The following is a 25,499-nucleotide window of genomic DNA, read 5'->3' as shown; positions in this document are numbered from 1 at the left end:
GCGGGTGTTCATTTGTTGTATATCGATCATTTGGAGTGGATTATAAAGTTTTTTTAATCGTTTTCGGAGAAAAGGAGACATATGTCCTATAAGAGACAAGTGTGGTGTGTAACTATGAAATGCCAAACTAGGATTACGGTCCGATAGTAATATAATGTTTTCTTTCTATTTTTATCTAAGCGAGATACTATTCTTCCTCAGGCACCTCTGATCGAGGTAAGTTGTTTACAGGAAATTCAAAAAGCTCGCTATTCGCGAGCTTTTTGAATTTCTATAGGGAAGATTGAAACCCCGATACATAAGTTATTGCTCTAGCATAGAGATGATTGCTTGTTGCACAAGCTCAGGTTGTTCAAGGTACACATAGTGTCCTGAGTTTGGCGCAGTGACATGAGTAGCCTGATTAGACAAGGATGCTAAATCTTGTTGCATTTCAGCCCATTTGATTTCCATTTCTGGACCCATGCCGTGTTCTGTTGCGGATATTACAGTTAATGGTGAATTTCGCAAAGCATCCTTCGAACGCAGTTTTTCGATATATTTAAAGCTCTTGGTTACTTCTGCATAATCCCCTTCCGCAGTAAACTGTGACTGGTACATCTCTATAAATTCGGGCGGTAAGGTTGCCAGAACAGCTTCCTCTTGCTTTTCGTGAGAAGCGTCGATCAGCACAGCTCCTGCAACTTCATTGGTATAACGATCAGCAAATCCTCGCACATTTAATCCGCCAATGCTGTGTCCTACCAGTACATATGGACCTGGAATATTAGCTTTTCGAAGCAGCTTATGTAACTCTTTCACCTGTTGTTTTGTTGTTTTATCTTTGGTAGTATCGTCACTAAGTCCGAGACCAGCACGATCATAAGAAACCGTTAACGTTTTTTGGGATATCTCGGATTGGATACTAGACCAGACGGATGAATCGTCACCGTATCCGCTAATGAAAACAACGGTAGGGAGAGACGTTTTCACTCCTTGAATATTCGCATACAAAGCAACCCCTGTACTTACTTCATAGAGCCCGCTAGAGCCAACCTGATTCGTTTTCCCTTCTGCAAGTGGAGCTGCCATCAGAAAAACCAGACAAAAACTTAGAGTTAAAGATAGCCAACGTTTCATCATACATACCCTCCTAATATGGGAATAATTAAGATATTCATTCATATCAGAGTATATTCTTCTAAGGTAAAAATGTAAATAATTATGTTAATTATATAAATTTTTAGTAAAATATTGTTTAATTTAAAATTGAGCTTTGGAGGGATATGATGAAGCATACTTACCTTGTTTTATTGTTAATAACGATGTGGCTTACTAGTGCATGTGAACAGTCTGATCGTAGCAAGGACAGAGGGGGACGTGGAGATTCTGCTTCTCTGATAGGGAGGGGAACGACCAACAATCCAAGTTTAACTACTTTGGATGCGGAGAAGGCTTATGAACTCTGTGCAGAGGTTTTATCTGGATATTACAAAGCCATATGGAACGGTCTGGAATTTGATGTTAGTAGATATATTGATAACCCGAACCTCAAACTATATACGGAAAAGAAGATCAGATCACAATATAATCTGTTCCGTAAGAACAATTTAACTTATAACCAAGTGAGAGAGGTCAAGATGGAAGCTGAAAAATTGGATTATATTGAAGGAGAGCGGAGTTTTTATTATCTAAAAATGAATGCACGTATTATAAAGGATGTAGGTGAGTATGCGGAGTCTACTGAATTCTTGGTACAAGATCTGAAAGGAAAGATAGTTATTGTGGACTGGTATACATCTGGAAAGGATAGTTACGATTCTATTATGCGTGGCGAAAGTCAGATGATTAATAATCCGGCCATCTGGGAGAATACAGAACGGGTGGATAAATTGAAATAGTGGACCAGGTATTGTAGAGCCGTGATACTTGTTACTTACTACACTCTGGCTTCAAAGCCCGAAGTCTGTGTTAATGCCCTTCAGGCTGTTGGTAGAGTATCGACAAGTGTTAGTGTCTCCGAATGCAGGCTCTATTGTTTTATCTGCTTGGCCCTGCAGCATGTTGCACAGTCAGTGATTCGGCGTCGATGGTCACCGTAAGATCGAAAAAGCGGTCACTGTGCCCCTCTCTCCAGTCCTCCGGTACATCTTCGGAATAAAACCAGAAGCGAAGCAGTCGCCGCTCAGGGTTTTGCAGGAGTTCAACAGCGCAGTCAATTGAGCATATGGACAGATCAAGGATAAGCGGCGGTGACCATCGCTGCACTGCTTCAGTCCATTCTGATACTAGTTGCTTAGCAACTTCTACAGCAAGGAGTAAATGAAGTGCATACTCCGAACCAGTCAGTTTTTCCGCAATGGTCTCCTGGTGCTTGACGTTCGTAGCTTCCAGAAGTGCTGGAACATCCTTGCGGTCGATATTAAAGATGCTACTTGGAAATTGCAAATTCGAATGTATTCCATGATATGACTCCGTCATCGTTGTTCACCTCTTCTTGATGGATTGAGGAGGTACCCCTCAATAAGTTTAGCAGGTCTAAATCCTATTTTAGCACGTTTAATAGATAACAAAATTAGGGGCGATTTTTATTATTAAAATGAAGTCTATGAATAAATACGGGCACCCACCGCATTCCCCTCATAACTGATATCTGAAGAATGTTCATTAAGTTTAGGAAACATATTTAAGTTTTACACGCCTTTCATATGTCAGATATATTAACATTGTTTTATGCTTTAATAAGTTTTTCTCGGGTTATAGCCCTTTTTTGTTATTTTTGTTAACAAGAAAATATTGTTTTAAATAGATTTATATGTTATCGTTTATACGTGTCATATAATATTACATAACGTTGCATAACCTAGGAGGGGGGACGTGATGTTTATTAACCGAACGATTAGGAAAATTGGTGTTTCAGTAGGGATTGTGGGTATGTTTACATTTGCTCTAGCTTCAGTGGGATTTAGTATGCCGTTGCAACCAACAACCATCGATAAGGTAGAAGGTGATTATTATGTAACGTCTGCGATTGAGAACGTTCGCTGGGGATCACTGCCTAATCGAGATAGCTCTCCGATTCTTACTGTACCATCAGGAAGCGCTGTAACATTTGATACGGTATCGCATGAGGGACTGATAGAAGATCAGGGGAGAAATCCAGTGGAGTACTTCGGCAAATTTGGTATCTCCCCCGATGGCGTGTTGGATGATGCCAAGGCAATTGCGGCTTCTCCAATTAAGCATGATTATGTAAAAGACGGACCTCATATTATCACTGGGCCAGTAGCGATTGAGGGAGCGATGCCAGGAGATGTTCTTAAAGTAGAAGTCCTTTCGTTGCAAACTCGAGTTCCCTATGGTGTCATTTCTAATCGTCATGGTAAAGGTGCCCTTCCTGACGAATTTCCAGAAAATTCAGGCCTGCAAGAGGGGGCTAGCGCAACAAAACCTGAACTATATAATAATGTATCTATATTTACACCTATTGAAGAGATCAACGGTAATTGGTATGGTTTGTTACCAACAAAAGCTGGGAAAAATGTACGTTTCCCCATTAACCCGTTTCTAGGTGTTATGGGGGTTGCACCGAATACCAGTGAAGTAGTGAGTTCGATCCCGCCTATTGAAACGGGAGGGAATATGGATATCAATGAGCTGGGTGTTGGTGCAACTATTTATTATCCGATTCAAGTTAAAGGCGGGCTATTCTATACAGGAGATCCACATTTTGCTCAAGGAGATGGGGAAGTAGCGTTAACTGCATTGGAAGCTTCTTTAAGGGGGACAGTTCGGTTAACGGTGTTAAAGAAAGGTGATCCATCGATCCCGCATCGTGGAGAATTCACGCAACCCTTTGCTGAAACAGAGGATTATTGGATTCCCATTGGACTTGATCCTGATCTGGATGAAGCAATGAAAGAATCAGTACGTGAATCGATTCAATTCTTATCCGATAAGCTTGATATGGATAGAAGTGTAGCTTATGCGTACCTATCGGCGGCAACAGATTATGAAGTATCCCAGGTCGTAGACCGAACGAAAGGGGTTCATGGGCTCATTCGAAAGAGCGATTTCCTTGAATATGTTGACGTTGCAATGAAGGTAGGGGGTACGACCATCAAACCGGTTGTTCATAACGATGAATTTTACGTACCGATTCGAACCATTTCGGAGCTATTAGGTGGCGCAGTTGAATGGGATAATAAGACGCGTACAACGAAAATTAAATTAGGCACGAAAGATATAAGTGCCCAAATTGGTTCGGATGTGTATTCAATTAACGATAAACTAGTGTTCAATAGTAAAGTGCCAAAGCTTTTAAATGGCGAAACCGTAGTTCCGGTTTCTGTTATCAATGAAATACTAGGTGCTTATGTAAACTGGACGACGATCGACAAGACGTTAACAGCAAACGTGTCGTTAAGTAAAAAGCAATAATCGATTTCATTATTCAGGCGTGGTGGACGGATGTCCATCACGGGTTTCCTGGGAAACGTTCAGGTACTGAAAATACACCGCTTCAGACACCAGTCTGCATGGCGGTGTATTTGTTTTTGAGATATTGTAAAGTTGCTACGTACCTATTCTTCCCCTGTCGCCACCGCATTCCCCTCATAACTAATCCAGTCGCTCCAGCTCCCGGAATACAGCTTCACATTCGAGAATCCCGCTTCTTCCAGCGCAATCACGTTCGGGCAGGCGGATACGCCTGAGCCGCAGTATACGATAATGGCATCATCTTTCCCCAGCTTCACGAACCGCTTCTCCAATGCCTCAACACCAGACCAGCGACCATCCGTACCAAGCACTTCTTTCCAAAAATAATTCACTGCCCCCGGAATATGTCCGGCCTTCGCATCAATCGGTTCCTCCAGCCCTGCATAACGGCGGGCATCACGGGAGTCAATCAGCATGGCGCTACCGCTTGCCGAAGCTTGTTGCACATCCGTAACGCTTGCGAGCATCTGTGGTTGCAGGTTCACGTCAAACGAAGATGGAATCTGTACCGGGATGTCCGTTGTCACCGGGAACTTGGCATTCTGCCAAGCCGAGAAACCTTCGTCCATGACATAAACTTGCTCATGTCCCAAGTAGCGAAGCAGCCACCATAAACGTGATGCGTTCATGCCGCCTTGATCATCATAGGCAATGATGCGACTATTGGAGCCGATGCCTGCTTTAGCGAGGCGGCTTGCGAGTGCAGCCGGATCAGGGAGTGGATGGCGTCCGCCGTGCTCAGTGACCGGAGCGGAAAGGTCCTTTTCCAGATCAAGATAGACAGCCCCCGGAATATGTCCGGCTTCATAAGCTTCACGTCCAGCATCGGGTTGACCGAGCAGGAAACGGCAATCTACGATAGCAACATCGGATTCGTACATTCTGGCGAGCAGCCAGCGCATGGATACTATATTTTTCATAACAACACACCGCCTTCATATGTAATGAATTTTTTTACACCGTCTTCGGTTCAACAGGAACTGGAGCGGCGATGGGCGCATCAGCTGGAATGGCCTGGGGTTTGGTTTTGCCGTACCGAATGAAGATCCACACCCCGAACAGGATCACGACACCTGCCGACATTTGAAGTGTACTTAGTGCTTCGCCCAGCAGTACCCAGGCCAGCAAGGAGGAGAATACAGGCTCTCCGAGAACGCCCATAGATACCGTGGTCGCGTTCATATATTGCAACAACCAGTTGAAGAGGTAATGTCCAAAGATGGTAGGCACGATAGCCAGTAACAGGAAGATTCCCCACTCCGAAGCCGCGTAACCGCCGAACGGATGCCCCATGAACAGATTGTACACCGCGAACGTACAGGCAGCGACAAGAAACACCCAGAAATTATACGAGAATGCACTGAGACCTGTTCGCAAAAATTGTCCCAGCAACATATGCACAGCCACTGCCATCGTGCCAAGTAATGATAAAATATCTCCCTGTAGCGCGGTGCCCGCCACCTGAAAATCCCCCGCACCGATAATGATCGACCCGAACAGCGCGATACCCATGCCAATGAGCATCATACGGTTGATTTTGGCTTTGAACAGCCACACCGATCCGGCCAGAATCAGAATCGGCTCGAGAGCAAGGATGACGGTGGAACTGGCGACACTGGTTAATCTCAGTGATCCCATCCAGAGCAGGAAGTGTAGCGCAAGCATCACACCGGAAGCGAGTAACAAAACCCACTGACGAACATTCAGACGAAGCATCTCATGCCTGTGTGGCCAAACGAAAGGCAGCATGAGCACATTAGTTAAAAACAGGCGATACATGGCAATGACCGCAACATCTGCGTCAGACCAGCGTACAAAAATAGAAGAGAAAGAAATGGCAATAATGCCGACAAAAAATAACAAATAGATGGATCTGCCGGCACGGTTCATGCTTGTCATAGGTGTAGCTCCTTCTTGTAAATAGATAACCTAAATCACCTCATTATACAGGAGAAGGTCAGTGCAGGGAAGACATCAGCAGGTAAAGATACTTCACCACGCAGCAGATATCTTGATATATATAAATTGTTGTATGGACGCTGAAAAAATTGGAAGCAGCATCTCGGCCATGAAACACGTTTTACTTTTAACAACGAATAAATTCAGTTGCACATCCGTGGTTAGAGAAACATGGAAAAGAGATAAGTAGATTGTAACCGAGCTTGTAACTATTCTGTCATTCACAGCGACGGTTTTTCTATTAATCTTCTATATAGAGACGTGAATCGATATAATATTCCATTCATCGGGAAAAAAAGACAGTTGGGAAGTGGCTAGGTCGTGAGAGTACAACAAGAAACAACGCGAGACTATGGAAATGCGATTCGCAGTGTCAGTCGAAAACAAACTCATAAAAGAAGGAAAATCCGCTACGGCAGATTGAGCGTGGCGATCATGCTCTTGCTTGTGTTTGTTGCGGGCTTGACATATGTGTTTATCGGTATGACTCATTGGATGAAAACGGTAATGGCACCACCGCCAATTGCTGTCATTGAACAACCCGCCAAGCTGGGGATGATTCAGGTTACACCGGAGGCGAAAGAGGAGCCGGCACGATTTATGGGTCAGGTTCGAAAAGTGGTGTACATAACATTTGACGATGGACCAAGTCAATATACAGATCAATTGCTGGATATTTTAAAGCAACATGAAGCGAAAGCAACGTTTTTCATGATTGGACGGCAGTTGAATGAGCATCCGGATGCGGTGAAACGTTTGCTGAAGGAAGGTAGTTATCCTGGGTTGCACAGCATGACACATAACTACAATAAGCTCTATAAGAGCGGAAGCTCGGCGAACTTTGTGAACGAGTTCAAAAAGGAACAGAAAATGGTCGAAAAACTGATCGGATACACACCGCATCTCATCCGTGCTCCCTACGGTAGCAGTCCGCAGATTGGCGAAGCATTCAGGGGAGACATTGCAGCGGCAGGTTTCAAAATGTGGGACTGGACGACAGATTCTCTCGATTGGAATCTTCCCGGTCAGCCGGACAAAATTGTAGCCCGAGTGAGCAACAGTGTGCATAGGGATAAGGAAGTTATTTTGATGCATGAACGGGAACAGACTGTGCAGGCGTTGCCGCGCATTATGAAGCTGCTGGAAGATCGGGGCTACGAATTCGAAGTGTATGATCCGAGTGCGCACTGGGTCGCCAATTTTAGCGGGGATACACGCCTGTAAACGTTATGGCAAGAGAGGGAGAACACATGTTAATCACGAGCAAAAAAATTACGCTAGCAGTATGCAGTTTATTGCTGATGCTTTTACTTAGCGGGTGTGGAGAGCCGCAGGAGCCTGCGGCCAATCAGGTGAATCGTTTGGTGCAGAGCGGTCAGGAGATCGACAAAAGTCTGAAGGATTTGACACGGTATGAAGCAGAGGATATGGAACTATACAAGCGTATTTTGAGCAATGGAAGGAAAAAGAACAGCAATATCGAAGCGCTGCTGGATCAAGCAGAGGCTGATATTCAGCAACGTCGAGCGTTGCTTGAACAGACGGGGAGGGTTATGCAGGAGACAGGAGAGAAGATTGAAGCACTACGCGGTTCTCTGAATGAGCTTACCATTGAGAAGGAAGAGACGCTTGCTCACGCAGGTAAAGTGCTGGATCAATATGAGGCAAGAGCCAAAACCTATGAGCTATTTGTAGTTTCATATGAACATAGCCTGAATGCTGAAGAACAACTGTACGGGCTTATGCGAGCAAGTGCTAAGCCGAATCTTGTTAAAATTAAACGTGCCATCCGCACACGTAATGAAGAATACGCCAAGCTTGCGGAAGTACGTAAACAATTCAACTTGCAGACGCAAGCTTTCAACGCGGCGCATGCGCAATTGGTCAAGCTTGATCAGGCGGGCTAGGCTGGAGAGTTGGCCTTTGAATACCGTTTATGCGTGATTGAGCTGTCTGATTCCCGTGTAAGTAAATATTATACGAAGCTATATAAATAGAAAAAACAGTCTTTGCACAAAACAGCGATTGCAAGATTCTGCCGCTACCCGGAATGATCGTGTGAAGCATCGTTGGTTCAATGGATGTAGCAACATGGACAAGCAGCATTGCGTTTAAGCTAACGGAGGTGTTCATATGCGAAAAAGGAATAGGGCAAGGGTCAGCACTACATTAGTAGTTCTACTTATGGGATTCTCACTCGTGGCTTGTGGGAGCAGTGCACCTGCACTTCAACCATCTGTGAACAATACAAAGGAAACGTCACCAGCGCCTGAACAGAAGCCGGAGGAAAGTGATGTCATTGAAGCAGAGGGCATTCTGACGGGTTGGGCTGACCCGCACACGGTTGAGATTCGTGTAAAGGATAAAGCGATGTCTTTCCAGGTGGGGGAGGATATGCAGAAATTACTGGACGATATCGATGATGAGGATTCGGTTCGTTTCAAATATGTAGAAAAAGCAGTGGATGCATCAACCAAACAACTGGTACTCACCGGGATTACCAAAATTGCATCTGAGGATGGCGATAAAACGGGTACTGGGGCAGGAAATATCGTTACATCTGATCGCGCCAAAACGTCAGAACTGGAAGTGACAGTGGAAGGGATCACGGAGAAGCGGCCAGTAACTCTGGCACAGGCCAAAGGGTATTCGTTATATATCTTTGAGCCGATGGCTTTTGATGCAAAAGACCATGAGTTAACGATGAAGATTGATCCTAGGTACAAGGTAGAGATCGAAAAGTTGCCTTCGGACTTTAATCTGGATTATTTGAAGATGGACGCGAAGGAAGAGTTGTCCGAGGTGGGGGAAGTCAAAGAATTAACCCCTGAACAGCTTAGTAATGGGCCGATGAAAGAAGCAAGACTGTTTATGATGTCTCAGAATGGGAAGAAAACGCAATATTTCATCGTCAAGGAACTGGACGGGAATGGATTCATTTTCCACATTGATGCGCCGGTTGGTGAACCTTCCGAAGGTTTCTTGCCTATGGTGTATGCATCAGTGAACTCGATTATGAATGAATAAAGCGATAACCGTGGGCAGCGTGTCTCCTGAAAAAAGGGGATACGCTGTTTTGTTGAGCCGGAAGGAACAAGAGCAAGCACACGTTCCTCCCGGCTGTTTGCCTTGTTCATGATGTTGCTGTTGGTCAACGGACATAATCGATCCACAGGCTGAACTCAAGTTCAGGTAAGTACCTTCGGTACCTTATGCTCTTGAAGCTCTTCATAACAGGTGATAATGTGCTGGTGAAGGACATGTTCTTCGGGAATGCCCATGCGTTCGCGGATAAAAGGAGAGAGTCCATCTTCATGAATAAAATGTTGCAGCTTCATGGCTTCCTCATCGCGTTTGTCATCAAACAGCATTGCGGCCGCCATCGCAGAGGTTAAGTGGGGAATCTCGATTCCGAATTCACTGGCCTGCATAGCTGGGCGAACAAGCCGATCATGAGGTGAAAGCTTGCGAAGTGGAGAACGCGCGACCCGAGTCACTTGGTCGGTGAGATTGGGGTTAGCGAATCGTCCCAATATAGTATCGATATATTTTTGGTGTGTTTCCGCGTTGAAACCGTGTTTACAGATCAGCATGGCTCCCGTCTCTTCCATGACATGACGCACCTTGGCGCGAAGGGCCGTATTGCTCATGACCTGCCGGATGGTCTTCAAGCCTGCGAGATAACCGAAGTATGCGGCGACACAATGACCCGTGTTGACCGTAAACATTTTGCGCTCAATATAAGGTTCCAGTGAATCAACATAGTGAACGCCTTCGATTTCTTTAAACCCATCCAGCAGTGCCGGGCGGTGAACAACCCATTCATAAAATGGTTCAACCGTGACCTGCAGCGGGTCTTCGTGGTTCTGAGCCGGAACAATCCGGTCCACAGCTGCATTGGGGAATGAAACATAACGTTCGGCTTTGGCCCGGGTGGGCTCATCCAGAAAAGGATAGATACGCTTTTTCAGCCGGGTGCTACCGCCGATCGCATTTTCACAAGCGATAATGTGCAGAGGATTGTGATTATTAGCTTTCATGCGCAGAAAGATGCCTTTTGCAATCGGTTCGGCGATATCCCCAAGGGCAGATACACCTACTGCTGTCGTAATGAGATCAGCGGATGCAATCTCTTCCGCGACACGATGTTGCTCGTTTACGTTAATCGCGGTTACGTTATTCACAATGGTTGTGTCTTGTTCGTTATTGGCAAGGGTGATCGGATACTCTTGCCTCTTCTGAAGCAATGATATTTTCTTTGGGTTACGTGCGACAAAGCAGACGTCATAGTCGGAAGCGGACAACATATGACCAATAAACCCACGGCCTATATTGCCCGCACCAAAATGTACAGCTTTCATGTGTGAACTCCCCCTTTAAGATTGGATGACGAAATTCGTGCAGACCTTAGGCGGTGGTGACGAGTGGCTTCGAGATCAAATCGTTAAATGGCAGGTCGGTCAGGCAGGATAGTCGCTGGTGAGGCATATCGAATGCCAATGTTCCAGTGATGGTATTCGAGATGACAACGCAATGCATACCAGCAGAAGCTGCTGCACGCGCGCCGTTAGGTGAATCCTCAATGGCTACGGCCTCGTCTGCAGTTACTCCAAGGGCTTCGAGTGCTTGATTGTACAGTTCCGGATCAGGCTTTACATTGGCAACATCATCTGCCGTGCGGATCACTTCGAAATAGTCTTTTAATTTCAGTTGCTCCAGGTGTTGCTCTACCCATTCACGTTTGGAGCTGGAAGCTACAGCGAGCTTTATACCGGCTTTGCTTGCTTGTTCCAAATATTCCTGTATACCTGGGCGAACCTTTTCTTTGTTCATCAATGCAGCATGCTGCAATTGGACCGATTCCCTGAACGCATCCCGATCAATCGGAAGGTTCAAATCTGTGATGAGGTACTCATACGGATTGAAGGTTTTGAGACTGGTACCAATGCACTTGGAATACATCTCCAGTGTTAGATCAACACCATGTTCTTTGTACGCATCCCGAAATGCAATATACCACGCTGTCTCTGTGTCAATAATCGTTCCGTCGAAGTCAAAAATCAGTGCCTTAATCATCAATTTGTTCCTCCTGTTTTCAGAATTTGTTTTTGGGTTGAAAGATGAAACATTAAATCATGAAAATTTTCTGCAAATTAATTCCCGTACATTCATTAACCCGCGGAATGTTAGTTGACGCAAAAAGCGGGAGGTGCATATTAATTTGGGAAAAAATATGCGTTGAATCTAATAAAACCGTACCACAGGACAAAGAATAGGGTCAAGTGTGTCATGAATGTTTACATTGAAAATTTTCACATGCGTGACTTACTCTCAGAAAATGAGAAACCTTGCAAACCGTTAAGTCCTTTGCATGTAAGCGGTGTAATGGATGAACGGTTTTTTCAACACGAAAAAAATAAAAAAAATTGTTGAAAATGAATCGTATTGGACCATTCAACAGCTTTCGACACGTTTATAATAGAAGAAATGAATCGGCAACTTTAGTTTAATTTGCTTTACGCCAGATCAGCGCATGTGGGACAATAAGGCCACGAGTTGCCTGTTGGATAAGTGATGTGAAGGAGGAAGAGAACATGCTGCAAAGAGATCGCTTTGAGGGCGGTTTGATTGGGCTCGCAGTAGGAGATGCGCTAGGAACAACTGTTGAATTCAGCAGTCCGGGTACTTTTGAACCTGTCACAGATCTGGTAGGCGGCGGAGTGTTTGGATTAAAAGCCGGCGAATGGACGGACGATACCTCTATGGCTCTGTGTCTGGCGGAAAGTCTGGTGCGTCAGCCGAATTTCGATCCCGCTGATCAGATGCGCCGCTATACGAATTGGTATAAGATCGGTTATATGAGCAGTACTGGAGATTGTTTTGATATTGGTGGAGCTACGCGAAGCGCGCTGGAACGATTTGCTCGAACCGGTGAAGCCTATAGTGGATCAACTGACCCCATGACTGCCGGGAATGGCTCCATCATGAGGCTTGCTCCAGTTGCCATGGCTTATGCGCTTCAACCGTCAGAGGCGGTTCGTTACGCAGGGCTGAGTTCGCGGACAACACATGCTGCGACGGAAAGTGTAGAGGCTTGCGAAGTGCTGGCAGCCATTCTTGTGGCGGGATTCCATGGAGCAGACAAGGCCACAATGTTATCTCCAGAGACGATGAAGCGCTGGCGGACGGAGAAAGGGAGTTCTTTTTCACCTGCTATCGAAGAAGTGGTTATGGGGTCATACGAGCGTAAAGAACCGCCCGAAATCCAAGGCAGTGGGTATGTGGTTCGTTCTCTGGAAGCAGCGCTTTGGGCGTTCAACAAGTCATCCAGTTTTTCAGATGGCGTGTTGCTTGCCGTTAATCTAGGAGATGATGCAGATACAACCGGTGCTGTCTATGGACAGATTGCGGGTGCATATTACGGGCGAAGTGGAATTCCGCCCTATTGGCAGGACAAGCTGGCGATGAGAGATACGTTTGATCAATTAAATGAGGCTTTATGGCTGAAAGCTTACGGCAACATGGCGCAGGAAGAGTAGGAGGTTCCGGCTTAAAGATCGTTTGATAGACAGGTAATAAGAGATGAAATGAAGAGAACATCATCGAACATGAAGAGAAAGAACTAGGCGTAACACTATAGATATATGAAGGACAGGAGAAGAGAAAACATCATGAGTAAGACAGAACATTCATTAGACAATTCCACAGGTGAACGGGGTGAATCGGCAGCATCGACGAGTACGTCACAGACTTCAAAGTCTGGCAAACGAAAACCGTTTCCCTTGTCGCTGTTATGCTTGACGATTGGGGCATTCGCCATTGGCATGACTGAATTTATCATTATGGGTTTGCTACCTAATGTGGCAACGGATCTGAACGTTAGCATTCCACGGGCGGGACAACTAATTACGGGATATGCACTCGGCGTAGCCGTAGGCGCTCCCATTCTAACCGTTTTCACGCACAAGATTCCGCAGAAAAAACTATTGGTGCTGCTGATGTGCATTTTCATAATAGGTAACGCTTTGTCTGTCATCGCGCCTACGTATGGGCTGCTCATCTCGGCACGTATCCTGACGGCATTTGCTCACGGCACGTTCCTTGGCGTAGGTTCAATCATGGCTACCAAGCTTGTAACACCAGATCGGAGAGCTGGTGCGGTGTCGGTAGTGCTTGCGGGACTGACCATCGCCAATATTATCGGTGTTCCGTTTGGTACATTTATCGGTCAACAGCTTGGCTGGCGTTCCTCTTTTGGGGCGATTACTATTCTGGGCATTGTCTCACTGCTTGGTATTATTCGTTTTATCCCGGTTATTCCGCAAGGTACACCAGCTAACCTGGGACAACAGTTCCGCAATCTGATCCGCCCACAGGTATTGCTTGTGTTGCTTATCGGAGCAATGGGTTGCGGAAGTTTGTTTGCAGTTTTCACCTACATTACGCCGATGTTGGTTGATATTAGCGGCTTTGCAGAGAAGAGTGTAACCTGGATTCTGGTGCTCTTTGGCTTCGGTGTCACACTGGGGAATATGGTTGGTGGTCGTCTGGCCGACTGGAAGCTTATGCCTTCACTGATTGTGAACTTCGGTATTCTTGCTGTGCTACTCGCTGCATTAACGCTGACACTACACAATCCGGTGTTGGCGGTAATCACGATCTTCTTCTGGGGTGTTGCAGCTTTTGGCATTATGCCGGGGCTTCAGCTTCGCATTATGAATATGACGCGTGAAGCTCCGCTGCTGGCGACGACATCCAGCCACTCTGCATTTAATCTGGGGAATGCGGCGGGGGCTTATCTCGGCGGATTTGCCATTACACACACAGGACTGATATCAGTGCCAATCTACGCCGCAGTAATTGCAGCACTTGGCTTGCTTGGATTGTTACTCAGTTTGTTTAAGCAGGATAAGGAATCTTCGCCTGAAGGTGCAGATGGTATTCATCCCGTATCGGTGCATTAAATTAAAAATTATAGGCTAATGATAATGAAGAAAACCTCAGCCTCTTGTTATAAACAAGAAAACTGAGGTTTTTTCTGCTGTATTTTAATAGATTTCAAGCTCGTTAATTCGAACATAGGTTGGCTGATGTGAAGGCCCTCTGCTAGCAACGACACGTACCTTGGAGGTGTTTACTGCTGCAAAAGTATGTGATCGTGTCGTCTCCTGGTTGCCTGTGACTTGAACCAGGTTTACCCAGCTTGAACCATTCCAGTATTGCAGGTCATAGTTGGAAAGTACGTAACCCTTGGTTGTGTATAGATCGATCCTCTGTATGGAACTGGATGCAGGCAGATCAAGAGTGACATATTGCGGTAATGAGGAATTACGATTATTTGCCCAGCTATAGCTTTCTCCAAGTGCCGTGTTACGGTCGCCGTCGTTGATTCGGGCTGTTGAGTACCCCGGATAGGTGGAGGATGCGGTTATGGTTGCATTTCTCGCCAGGTTCTGCCCGGTTCCCGGATTGGTGGGATTTTTCACCAGTCTTACGAGATTCCAGCGTAGCTCAAAGAGTTTGAAGGATTTATTAAATACAGCGCCTTCCCCCTTCACGAGCGCATCAATGGTAAGGGACATGGTGCTTGGCACACTGTTGCTACTTGTCCACTTTCCTGTGGCCTCAATGCCTGCGAACACACTGACCTCTAATATTTTCTTGCCTGCAATTTTCAAACTCACTTCAGCTTTGGCTCCTGCCCAAGCCGTAACTTGTCCTTCAATTTTATGTGTGACGGTAAGATAACGGCTCACATTGCTGTAAGGCTTGATTTGTACAGGAATATAGGCCCGTGTTTTACCTTTTACACCTAGAGTGACGGTATACCCCTGATCCACTTGGAATTCAAATGTGACATTGCCATCAATACCGATGACAAGGAATACCCCAACAGATACGGAGCCCAGACTACCTGCACCGATATTGAAGCCCATAATCGGCACTTTAACTTCTTTTTTGAATTTGGCGTCGCCTTTAATGTAGACGTTCGCTTTCTCACCTGCTGTAAATTTAAGATCGTATTTTCCCCAGAAACCGTATTTTCCCGTTACCTTGGGTGCGATCAATGTAAGTTTGCCGCCCGCTTCAACGTAAACTTTGTTGCCGTTTGCATTTTGTTGATTTACAAGTACTTTTTTGAAATCACAGACAAATTCGTTGCCCGATTTTTTACAAGTAGCAAAATCCCCTGCCCCGGCAGTGCGAATTAGCTCATTCATATCTATGGCGTTTGCCTCAGTGATGTCGGCGGAGTTTGCCTGATCCAAACCTAGGGAAGCTTCTTCATTAGGATGATCTGGATTTGAGATATTAGCGTCTTGCTGGAGCGTGTTGTCGATGTTGAAATGTTTTATTTCTTGATCCGCATTGATCTGCTCATCGGATACAGACAAAGCACCAAGCCGTTCATTGCTTTCCAGCACCATGTCCAGATCAGGCATGACGATATTTCGCTCTTCCAAAGAAACTTCCTGCTCAGGGATATCATAGTAATCAAACAGTTCATCTACACCAGGTGTGGTGTAATCCACCAGTAATCCATCTTTACTTTTGCTGGTGCTAGCCACTTTAATTGCCCTGGCGGAAGACTCATCCAGAAAAATCTGACCAGGGGAAAGCAGGTTTCCAATCTGAGCGGCTTCTCGGGAATTCAGTTCGATTGAACCTTTATCTTCCACCGTTTCGAAGACGGAATTAACGACGGGTAGTTTTTGCACGATGGAAGATGGCATAGGTTGTGTCGGTTTTAATTGATAATCCACCTGCTCAAACTGGCCGGAGGATGTAATCGGATTACTGACCCCCAGGCCGTCTTCCGAAATGGTAAACGTAATGCGGAAATAAGCTTCCGCAATCGGGGCGTCCACATTTGTTTTACCTGCCCAGATCCAACGTGCACTTGTCTCTTCCGGCATGCCTTGGATTTGTTTCCATGGATCACTGCCATAACGTCCAAAATCTGAAGCGCGCGCCCAGGATGTATCATCGAATCTTGGTTGTTCCCAACCCTCAACGTATCGTTCAGATACTTTCCAGTTGAAGTCAGTAACCAGATTTTCATCTTCATAACTGAGATCTGCCAGCAGTCCGGCATACGAACCCCAGTCCTTGGCTTGAACCGCAATAACATTGGTGCCAGGTTGAATGGGGACAGGGAACGTATAGGCTTTGGTCCAGTCATCCCCTTTACCTGCTTGTTTACCGTTAACAAAAAGCGAGAATTCATTGTCGGCTGTTATGTAAAGTTTTCCCTCGTTGTTAGAAGCAGAGTAGGCATTGGTAGGCCAAAGACCGACAAGTAAAGGCAGCAATAACGTGAAAATCAAAAATGAGGCCCATGTCTTTTGAATAGATGAGCGAAGTTTGTTCACAATCATTTCCCTCCCAAGAAATAGTTGGTTTGCAGAACAATCAATCATGCCGCCTGACTTGGTGAATTAAATGTCTGTAGACAGGAAAAAACGAGAAAATATTGTAATTTGGTATAGACACCTCCTTGTTTGAGATTATAATAAGGTAAAATATTCAATTTAACAACAGTATTTTACATTTTTTATAGTGTAGTTTTGTTAGAAAAGAGAAGCGTGAATTCTTTGCTTGATGTTAAGAAAGATTACGTGTAGATACAATGTGTCGAATATAGTTGCAAAAATTGGATAAATAAGTTTAAATATACTATATAAGTAATTTTGAGAGAGAATTCAAGTCAAATCTACAAATTTCAACGTATTCTATCCTCAGTGCGTGTGACGGAAGGGAGGTGGTGGATTTATTTGTAAGGGCTTTCATGACAGAAGTGTTGCTTGTGATTAACCCAATTGAGAGGAGAAAAGTGAATGAAGAAACGTGTTTCTATCCTTTTAAGTCTTTCTATGGTTGTTGCTATGCTTGCTCCAACGATGGCGTCTGCCACGGAATCTAGCGAAATTTCTGCTCAGAACACTGCATATGAATCCACCAATGCTTCCACCAATGAGGTGAACAATACTCTAAATTCTACGCCGGTTGTACCGGCACCAGCGGGGTATGATGGCTATCGGAATAACATTCCGCATGGGAATATGAACCTCATTACCTACTATTCTACGACAGTTGGCAATGCACGGAAAGCGATGGTGTACACGCCGCCTGGATATTCACCTAATAAAAAGTATAGCGTGCTGTACCTGCTGCATGGGATTGGCGGGGATGAGCACGAGTGGGCTAACGCGATGAAACCGAAGAACATTCTGGACAACCTGTATTCGGAAGGAAAACTGTCGCAGATGATCGTGGTTATGCCGAATGGCCGTGCGATGAAGGATGACCGCCCGGTAGGTGATATTTACGCACCGGATAAGGTTGCCGCCTTTGAACGGTTCGAGCAAGATCTGCTCAAGGATCTCATCCCGCATATTGAGAGAACTTATCCCGTGTATAAGGATAAAAACAATCGTGCACTTGCTGGCCTGTCCATGGGTGGCGGACAATCTCTCAACTTTGGATTGAAGAATCTGGATACGTTCGCTTATGTAGGTGCCTTCTCGGCAGCTCCGAATACGAAGCCTGTGAACCAGTTGATCACGAATCCTGGACAGGCGGCCAGCAAACTGAAATTGCTCTGGATTTCTTGTGGAGCAAGTGATGGCCTGCTGTGGGTGAGCCAGAACTTCAAAAATGGCCTCAGCAGCATGAACGTTCCACACATTTGGTATCAGGATGTAGGTGGACATGAACCAAAAGTTTGGAATAGTGGCCTGTATCAGTTCTCGCAACGCATTTTTAAATAGTACACCAGCTTCCATCCAAAAGTAATCATCTGAACGTTCCATCCACACTATTCTCTAAGAAGAGGGTAGCGTTAAGAGGGAGTATTGGGATGAGCATCAGCCTCAGGCTTGTATTATACAGCGCCTGAGGCTTTATGTATTTTTCTCGGTGAAGCAGATTCAAATCAGAAGGGTAAATAGTATAGTATAAGATGAGGCGTACATAGGTATTTTCGTGAAAGTGAGGGACTGGATGACGATGTTTTATTATAAAGGGGCATTTCGGGAAACGGATAACGTTATCTATTTTAAAAGCGAAGTTCCGCTGGTACAGCATGATGTGATTTTGTTTGGGGAGAGAACATACTTTATTGAAAGTGTGGAGAAAGAGTTTTTGTTGCTGGAGAGAGTGGGTTCCATTGTTACGGTGAGTGTGTAGCGTGTTTATTTTGATGCGGATTTATTGGTACGTGCACTTCTAGGCCTCTGCCCACATACAATAGATCGACCCTGTTCCCTTATGTGCTCAGGCCAGATCGTTGTAAAACTGCAGGAGGTGTCATCTGTGCCCGGATTGTTTACCGCAATAGCTCTGTTCATCAAAGAATTAACGTTACTCGTTTCATATGTCAAAAACAATGCGTTTCCTCAGCCGCTCGCTGAGGATGACGAAGCCAAGCACCTGCGCCTCATGGCTGAAGGCAATGCCCACTCGCGCAATCTGCTCATTGAACACAATCTGCGTCTTGTGGCGCATATCGTCAAGAAGTTTGACAATACCGGAGAAGATCAGGAAGACCTGATTTCCATTGGAACGATTGGATTGATCAAAGCGATCGAAAGCTTTCAGCAAGGCAAAGGCACAAAGCTGGCGACATTTGCAGCGAGATGTATTGAAAACGAAATCTTAATGCACTTAAGATCTCTGAAGAAAACACGTAAAGACGTATCCCTGCATGACCCCATTGGTACGGATAAAGAAGGAAATGAAATTACACTTATTGATATCCTCGGCACCGAAGCCGATGATGTGGTAGATCGTGTGCAGCTTAAAATTGAAAAAAGCAAAATTTATCGCAATCTCGACATTTTGGATGATCGGGAGAAAGAAGTGGTCATTGGCCGCTTTGGCCTGGAAGCCGGGGGAGAAGAGCGCACGCAGCGCGAGATTGCCAAGGAACTCGGTATTTCACGCAGTTATGTTTCGCGGATTGAGAAGCGGGCGTTGATGAAGCTGTACCATGAATTTTATAAGCAAAAATAATGAAAAAAAACAAACTGAAATAGAGATAAAAAAAGACTCCTAAGGGATCAAGAAAAGCTTACTTTTGATCTCTTTGGAGTCTTATGTCATTTAGTATTCATTAGTGATGTTGTTTCGAAGTATGGCAGCTCCAGCAGTTGGAACCCACTGGACGTCTATTCCGAGTTCTTCTGCTACAAACCGAAGAGAAACGTATGTCCTACTATTCTTCATATAGGGTGCTGCATCAAGTTCTTTATTTTGTAATGTATTGCTTGTCTCACTTGTTAGGACTTTCTTCGAATTAAGGAAAAGTTGTATAGAACGGTTTCCCTTTTCTAAATGTATATATTTACCATCCGAAGAGATGGTTGTATTAAAGCCCAGAGCCTCGGCTATTTGACGGAGAGGAACCATAATTCGTCCTGATTTTATCTCAGGGGAAGTATCAAACTTGATCTGCTTATCCTCTAAAACAATGTTAATTCCAGAGGTTTTATTCATATTTGTGGGTAGTGTATAGGGTGAAATCTTTTTAATGATATTATTGCCTGTATCTGCAACATAGATGATTCCCTCAGATGTAATGGCTACATCTTGTGGGGAATTAAAGAGTGCTACTCGCTCGGGACCATCTTGGTCACCCGATTCACCTGTCTGACTGCCCGATACTGTAGTCACATTTCCATTTTTGATATACCTTATTACATTATTTAGAGAATCAGCAACAAGAAGGCCTCCTGTTTTGTCTAAGACAATTCCTCTGGGCGTGTGAAAGGCGGCCATTTGTGATGACCCATCCGTGTAACCTCCAGAAGCATATAATTCATGTTTATCATAGATTGAATTATCTTTTACATGTAACTGACCAGCTACAGTTGTGACATTATTAGTCGAAAAATCAATATAACGAATGAGCTGGTTACCAGAGTCACTGACATATAAATTTCCCTTTTCATCTAAAGCAAGGCCGGTGGGTTCGTTAAATAAAGCTTGTTGGATCGAACCATTTTTGTAATCACCAGCCGGTGATACAAACCCAGGGTGAATCTCGACAACACGTTTTGATGCTGCGGTTAACGTAGTAGTGGTGCCGTCTGGCATAATTTTGCGGATAGTATGGTTCAAGGTATCAGAAACGTAGATTAATCCCTCTTTCGTAACTGCAATTCCCTGAGGATGATTAAATAGAGCCTCTTTTCCCTTACCGTCTGTAGCACCAATTCGGCCATTTCCTGCAACTGTAGTCACTTCACCCGTGAAGGATATTTTCCGGATTGCATTGTTTGCGGTATCTGCAACATACAAGCTCTTGTCTGTGCTGTAAGCTAGAGCAGCAGGAGATTGGAACATGGCGTTTAATTTATTCCCGTTAAGAAGGGTTCCAATAGGCTGGCCTCCCGTATCAACGAGTAAAGAGGATGAAGGGCCTGCGTAAGTATTGGTATTACCATTGCTGAGTTTAAAGATTCTGTGGTTCCCCGTGTCTGAAACGAAAAGCTGATTCTTTTCCCCAATAGCTAATCCTGTCGGTTGTCTGAAGGAAGAATTTAAGGCTGGCCCTTCCTGTTCTCCATACATCCCGTTACCAGCAATTCTTGAGACGGTTGCAATCATATTCCCTTTATCATTATATAATGGGGCAGCATTGGCAGCTGAACCGATACTCGAGCTAAAGATAATGATTATAGCACTGAGCGAGAGAAATGTTTTGTGTAGTAAGGTCATAAGAACTCCTTGTGCTGTATTTTTATTTTAGGAATATCTGTATCTTACTTGGTGAAGTTAAATGCAGGTGGCAAATCAGCATTTGAATCATTTAATTCTAAGATAGTTCTGCCTGTATGGTCCACGATCTTTACATAGAATAGCTTAAATGTTCCATCCCCACTTATGGAGAAAGGAATAGTAGCTAAGATCCCGTCCGAAATCGCAATGTTTGATGTAGTGCCGAATTGGGTTGCAGCATATATCGTTTCTTTTTTTTGAGTTAGGCCGTTATCTGGATTTCCAACATAGGTTTTGGTAATGTCTACACTATTTGAAGGATTGAAGTAGGAATCATTCAAAAAACGGTTCGCTGGATTAGTTACATCTACACCAGTATCACTAATAAAGTGAAATTCCGTGCCAAAGATAGCACTGGACCCCGTGAAATCCTTTAAACGAATAGACAATTCGAATCCTTTTGCTGTTGGCGTCTGCACCAAAGTGACTTTGGGTGTATTCGGTTTCCCAGCTGAATTGCCAGGAGAATCAGGAGCTGTTACAACCAGTGCAGGATCAGAATCGGAATGATTCAGTCCTAATTGTTGTTTGTTTTTTTCAAAGGTTTTAAGTTCCTCTGGCGATAATTGAGCTGTGTAAGTCTTTTCAGCACGACCTTGAATTTGATCTAATATCGATTTATTTACTGAATCAATCTTTTGTTTGTTATCTAAAATGGTTTCCAAAGAAGAATCTAACCTAGCCTTGGCTTCTTCTTTTAAGACCTGTTGCTGCTTTTGTATTTCTTTTTGTAATGATTCTAATCGTAATCTTTCTGTCTCCTTATTTTGAAAACCTTCTGGATTAATACCTCCCATCGCATGAAGAGGTTTGACGTTCTGTAAGCTTATTTTTCTTTCGATATCTATAATCTGTTGGTTGACCGTATTAAGAATTACGTTCATTTCATTATTATTTATCTTGTTAAGTCGAACAGATTCAGAAGCGATATTCGATATTAGTCTATTGATGTTATCTAAGTAGTTAGAGAGAGCTTTTTTGTTATTGATTGTCATGTCAGCTTGAATTCCATCTCGTTGAATCAAGGGAGAGATATTTTTATTCATATCATCGTTAAGCTGCTTCTCAAGCTTTGTATTCTCTGTGATGATAGCAGGAGTACTGAATAACATCGCTTTTAGAATGAAAGGGTCCGCTTGTTGTGTTAGCTTTGCGACATCAACTACAGTTATAGCATCCTGCATATTTTTCGGTGGAGCAACAGAATTAAAGCTGATCTGCTGCGCAGGTGCGACCAGAAAGGATGCCTTGGAAGCATGGATATCACTTGTAGATCCAGCAACAAGGCCAGAGGCAACGAATACCGTTAATGTACCATCTGATTGGACCATAACGTGAAAATTGGTTCCTCGTACACGTAATTTGGAACCAGGGGTTTCAACGTATTCCGTATCGGAATCGGCCAAGTGGGATACGGAACTCCAGATTGAACCTGTCCACAATTTAATGGAAAACTCATTTCCTAAAGTGTTGTGTTTTAATTTAGAGATGACAGCGTTAGAGTTTTTCCCTAAAGATCTTTCTGACTCTGGATTGCTTACCCTAAACGTTACTGCGCCAGTATTTCCAGTAATTATTCGATCACCTTGATAGAGTTTCATATTTGAAAAAGCAGGTATTTGTTTTAGTCCTCCAGCTCGCGTTATCGTTACTTCTCCTTGAACCGTTGTAATAAGCGCACTTTCGATTACTCGCGTTGCTGCCGAAACATTCAAAGAGCTTAAGATAAACGTTAATAAGGCGAGGAAGAGCGTTAAAGTTCCAATCCGTTTAAACAAAGTAACATCACTCTTTCTTTAATTTGATCATCGTTACGATTTGTTTGATACAAGTTGAACCTGTTCATTGATGAATGTTAATTTTCTTTCTACAACCTCTAAATTCGGGAATTTCTCTTTTAAGGCTTGTAATATAGTCACTGCTTCGCCAAAATGACCATTCAAAACAAGGATATCGGAGCGTAGTAACTCGGATCTCCACAAATAAATGTCTTGATCAGGAGCAATGGTTCCGCGATAAGAGTGAAAGCCAGTGGTAGCCTTATTCACATGTGAGTAGGCTCCTTCTAGCAATTTTTGAGCTTTGGAGACCGCTATATTTGCTAATAAGAAATGTGCATCAGGATAATCTGGGTGTATGGAAAGGGCTTGAGAATAACATTTTTCAGCAGCTTCAAGGTTGTCTTGAGTAGTATAGATTTTACCCATTAACACATGAATTTCTGCGATTCTTCCAAAATGTGAATTCATTTGCCCTAGTTCAATGGCCTTTGTGAAATAAAATAATGAAGCTTGTTTATCATTCGTGTTCATTGTTTCACGTCCAAGGAAGTACCACCAACCTGGGTTGCTCGGCTCTTCCTTTGTCATTTTTCTTAATAGCTCGATATTACGTGCTATTTTGTTTTTTTTAGATTTAATCTCGGGTTCATAGCCGTCATGATGTAGGCGAATCCCGACAGGTTTATGAATAATGTTGGAAGTGAAAATCCCTTCCTTTTCTGTAGCGATCTGCTCATGAATTCTGCCACTAAAATGAATACCTTTATTGGTTTGAAAAAGGCGTGGAACGGAATATTCTGATAAACATTTATTTCCTACATAATTCATAATGGCAGGCTGGAGGGCTGGAACATAGGTTTTCATAGAGCTATAAATTCCTGCTGCCAGTCGAATGAGTTCTTGATCTTCCTCATGTAGCCACTCGTCTGCATCCAGCCAGAACACCCATTCTGAACGAACATGGCTTAATGCTTCATTACGTAATTCCGCAAAGTTGTCGTTCCATTGCAAATGATACACTTGGACTTGCGGATATTTTTGCAGAATCGATAAGGTTTGATCGGTTGACCCCGAATCGATAACAATGACCTCATCAACCGCGTTCAGAATGCTTTGAATACACCGTTCTATGCTTCGTTCTTCATCCTTGACAATAAGAGCAGCTGAAACAGTGACTTTTGGTGTACTTAGAAGTAATTGTATTTCCTTACTCACCATTTCATTGCAGGGTACTTTTTGTAACTCTTCGCGCATGAAGGGCATCCACTGCCCTTTAGGATCAAGAAACAAGGCCCGATTGAACAGGAGTTGGGCCGTTCTTCCCTTACCTTGTTTCATCAGTGATTCTCCAAGTAAAAGCCAGCCCTGACCATCTAATGGGAATTCCTGAACGTGTTTTTTAGCCGCTAGTTCAGCTGAATGATGTAATTGTTTTAATATTAAGTCTGATATGTGATTGTGTCTGGGATCCATAACAATTCCTTCCGTCTAAAGTTTTTCTATTTTAATTGCTTTTCGGTTCAATGTGCACAGTGTTGTTAATCTTAAAATGATTGCTGTCAGTAGCTCTAATATTTAGTTTCACTGAGGAATTAATGATGCCTGATACAGAAAGTATGTTGCCATCTACCCAGGCGCTAATTGAACTACTACTGCTAATTCCATCAATAACAAACGTTAACGGATCATTGTCCCGATCCCGGAAAAAGGCGTTGAGATCGACCTGCGTCTGTGAATCGGTCGCGTCCACCATGGCATGCGAGACAGGTTCAGGGGCAAACTGGAGTCTGCTGGTCAGATCTACATACATTCCCCCCGGATCGGTCGCCCGCACGGTGAAGGAGGTCGGCAGGGTCGGCACACCGCCAAAAGCAAGTTGCTGCCCCCAGTTTAGACTGAGACTGAGCCCACTCAGATCATCCGGCTGTTGGACAATCGCGTAGGAAAGCGAGTCTTGGTTAGGATCTTGGAAAAAGTCTGCAATATTCCAAACATTCGGATAGAATCTATTTTTATTCGGATCAAACGTCAGGACAGGGGAACTGACGGTAAGAGGCGCAACATTTTCCCCTTGAATTTCCACTACATTATAAGCCGACCATCCGTGAGGATCGGTGGCAGTGACTCCCATGCGAACCGGTGCAAGGATGGTGCCGCTATACGTTAGCAGGCCGTCCTTGATGGAAGCATTCGCAGCATAGCTGGTGCCAGACAGTTCAAACGTTAACGGATCATTGTCCCGATCCCGGAAAAAGGCGTTGAGATCGACCTGCGTCTGTGAACCGGTCGCGTCCACCATGGCATGCGAGACAGGTTCAGGGGCAAACTGGAGTCTGCTGGTCAGATCTACATACATTCCCCCCGGATCGGTCGCCCGCACGGTGAAGGAGGTCGGCAGGGTCGGCACACCGCCAAAAGCAAGTTGCTGCCCCCAGTTTAGACTGAGACTGAGCCCGCTCAGATCATCCGGCTGTTGGACAATCGCGTAGGAAAGCGAGT

21 protein-coding genes are annotated in these 25,499 nt (G+C 44.4%); 10 read left to right on the top strand and 11 right to left on the bottom strand.

Annotated elements, in window-relative coordinates; genetic code table 11:
* Nucleotides 1–303: 303 nt before the first annotated feature.
* Nucleotides 304–1,122 (bottom strand): alpha/beta fold hydrolase, encoded by an 819-nt coding sequence (locus M3629_RS11090; RefSeq protein ID WP_251505910.1) that lies wholly within the window; start codon nt 1,120–1,122, stop codon nt 304–306.
* A 143-nt stretch (nt 1,123–1,265) separates the two neighbouring features.
* Between M3629_RS11090 and M3629_RS11085 the strand changes: the two genes are divergently transcribed.
* On the top strand, nt 1,266–1,880 hold the full coding sequence (locus M3629_RS11085) for a hypothetical protein (protein ID WP_251505908.1): 615 nt from the start codon (nt 1,266–1,268) through the stop codon (nt 1,878–1,880).
* A 139-nt stretch (nt 1,881–2,019) separates the two neighbouring features.
* Here the strand turns inward: M3629_RS11085 and M3629_RS11080 are convergent, their stop codons facing one another.
* A complete protein-coding gene (locus tag M3629_RS11080) occupies nt 2,020–2,460 on the bottom strand; it encodes a hypothetical protein (RefSeq protein WP_251505905.1) in 441 nt (146 codons plus the stop codon).
* 399 nt (nt 2,461–2,859) lie between these two features.
* On the opposite strand from M3629_RS11080, the gene M3629_RS11075 reads away from it, so the two are divergent.
* Nucleotides 2,860–4,419, top strand: coding sequence for an acetamidase/formamidase family protein (locus M3629_RS11075; protein ID WP_251505903.1), 1,560 nt, complete (start codon nt 2,860–2,862; stop codon nt 4,417–4,419).
* A gap of 143 nt (nt 4,420–4,562) precedes the next feature.
* On the opposite strand, the gene M3629_RS11070 is transcribed toward M3629_RS11075, so the two are convergent.
* A complete protein-coding gene (locus M3629_RS11070) occupies nt 4,563–5,399 on the bottom strand; it encodes a sulfurtransferase (RefSeq protein ID WP_251505901.1) in 837 nt (278 codons plus the stop codon).
* A 34-nt stretch (nt 5,400–5,433) separates the two neighbouring features.
* The gene (locus M3629_RS11065) at nt 5,434–6,378 is read right to left on the bottom strand and encodes a DMT family transporter (RefSeq protein ID WP_251505897.1); all 945 of its coding nucleotides are present in this window, start codon (nt 6,376–6,378) and stop codon (nt 5,434–5,436) included.
* 381 nt (nt 6,379–6,759) lie between these two features.
* Here M3629_RS11065 and M3629_RS11060 point away from each other — a divergent pair, with 381 nt between their 5' ends.
* From M3629_RS11060 to M3629_RS11050, 3 genes are all read left to right on the top strand, one after another.
* Entirely contained in the window at nt 6,760–7,662 is a 903-nt protein-coding gene (locus tag M3629_RS11060; RefSeq protein WP_251505894.1) for a polysaccharide deacetylase family protein, read from the top strand.
* A 26-nt stretch (nt 7,663–7,688) separates the two neighbouring features.
* On the top strand, nt 7,689–8,345 hold the full coding sequence (locus M3629_RS11055; protein WP_251505892.1) for a YkyA family protein: 657 nt from the start codon (nt 7,689–7,691) through the stop codon (nt 8,343–8,345).
* Nucleotides 8,346–8,571: 226 nt separating this feature from the next.
* A complete protein-coding gene (locus tag M3629_RS11050) occupies nt 8,572–9,465 on the top strand; it encodes a hypothetical protein (RefSeq protein ID WP_251505890.1) in 894 nt (297 codons plus the stop codon).
* Between the two features lie 161 nt (nt 9,466–9,626).
* Here the strand turns inward: M3629_RS11050 and M3629_RS11045 are convergent, their stop codons facing one another.
* Nucleotides 9,627–10,799 (bottom strand): mannitol-1-phosphate 5-dehydrogenase, encoded by a 1,173-nt coding sequence (locus M3629_RS11045; RefSeq protein ID WP_251505887.1) that lies wholly within the window; start codon nt 10,797–10,799, stop codon nt 9,627–9,629.
* Between the two features lie 46 nt (nt 10,800–10,845).
* Nucleotides 10,846–11,514, bottom strand: a complete 669-nt coding sequence (locus M3629_RS11040; RefSeq protein WP_251505884.1) for an HAD family hydrolase — start codon at nt 11,512–11,514, stop codon at nt 10,846–10,848.
* 518 nt (nt 11,515–12,032) lie between these two features.
* Between M3629_RS11040 and M3629_RS11035 the strand changes: the two genes are divergently transcribed.
* Together M3629_RS11035 and M3629_RS11030 are read left to right on the top strand one after the other, a co-directional pair.
* The gene (locus M3629_RS11035; protein WP_251505881.1) at nt 12,033–12,977 is read left to right on the top strand and encodes an ADP-ribosylglycohydrolase family protein; all 945 of its coding nucleotides are present in this window, start codon (nt 12,033–12,035) and stop codon (nt 12,975–12,977) included.
* A 132-nt stretch (nt 12,978–13,109) separates the two neighbouring features.
* Nucleotides 13,110–14,402 carry an MFS transporter gene (locus tag M3629_RS11030; RefSeq protein WP_251505877.1) on the top strand — a complete coding sequence of 431 codons (1,293 nt, stop codon included), beginning with the start codon at nt 13,110–13,112 and terminating at the stop codon, nt 14,400–14,402.
* 84 nt (nt 14,403–14,486) lie between these two features.
* On the opposite strand, the gene M3629_RS11025 is transcribed toward M3629_RS11030, so the two are convergent.
* Complete coding sequence (locus M3629_RS11025) at nt 14,487–16,811, bottom strand: galactose-binding domain-containing protein (RefSeq protein WP_251505875.1); 2,325 nt, start codon at nt 16,809–16,811, stop codon at nt 14,487–14,489.
* 465 nt (nt 16,812–17,276) lie between these two features.
* Between M3629_RS11025 and M3629_RS11020 the strand changes: the two genes are divergently transcribed.
* The 3 genes from M3629_RS11020 to sigK all read left to right on the top strand — a co-directional run bounded on the left by M3629_RS11020 (nt 17,277) and on the right by sigK (nt 19,452).
* Complete coding sequence (locus M3629_RS11020; protein ID WP_251505873.1) at nt 17,277–18,209, top strand: alpha/beta hydrolase; 933 nt, start codon at nt 17,277–17,279, stop codon at nt 18,207–18,209.
* Between the two features lie 232 nt (nt 18,210–18,441).
* Nucleotides 18,442–18,627: a hypothetical protein gene (locus M3629_RS11015; RefSeq protein WP_244159164.1), complete on the top strand. Its 186-nt coding sequence runs from the start codon at nt 18,442–18,444 to the stop codon at nt 18,625–18,627.
* A 126-nt stretch (nt 18,628–18,753) separates the two neighbouring features.
* A complete protein-coding gene (sigK, locus tag M3629_RS11010) occupies nt 18,754–19,452 on the top strand; it encodes an RNA polymerase sporulation sigma factor SigK (protein ID WP_090915017.1) in 699 nt (232 codons plus the stop codon).
* Between the two features lie 90 nt (nt 19,453–19,542).
* Here sigK and M3629_RS11005 read toward each other — a convergent pair whose 3' ends face one another.
* The 4 genes from M3629_RS11005 to M3629_RS10990 all read right to left on the bottom strand — a co-directional run.
* Nucleotides 19,543–21,159, bottom strand: a complete 1,617-nt coding sequence (locus M3629_RS11005) for a stalk domain-containing protein (RefSeq protein ID WP_251505870.1) — start codon at nt 21,157–21,159, stop codon at nt 19,543–19,545.
* 44 nt (nt 21,160–21,203) lie between these two features.
* The gene (locus tag M3629_RS11000) at nt 21,204–22,997 is read right to left on the bottom strand and encodes a FecR family protein (protein ID WP_251505867.1); all 1,794 of its coding nucleotides are present in this window, start codon (nt 22,995–22,997) and stop codon (nt 21,204–21,206) included.
* A 33-nt stretch (nt 22,998–23,030) separates the two neighbouring features.
* Nucleotides 23,031–24,473, bottom strand: coding sequence for a glycosyltransferase (locus M3629_RS10995; protein WP_251505864.1), 1,443 nt, complete (start codon nt 24,471–24,473; stop codon nt 23,031–23,033).
* A 31-nt stretch (nt 24,474–24,504) separates the two neighbouring features.
* A partial coding sequence (locus M3629_RS10990; RefSeq protein WP_251505861.1) for a hypothetical protein occupies nt 24,505–25,499 on the bottom strand: 995 nt, incomplete at its 5' end.

This window comes from Paenibacillus polysaccharolyticus (assembly GCF_023714295.1).
GTDB lineage: Bacteria > Bacillota > Bacilli > Paenibacillales > Paenibacillaceae > Paenibacillus > Paenibacillus polysaccharolyticus_A.
The sequence above is the reverse complement of the archived record's forward strand: the minus strand, read 5'-3'. Positions and strand labels throughout refer to the sequence as shown.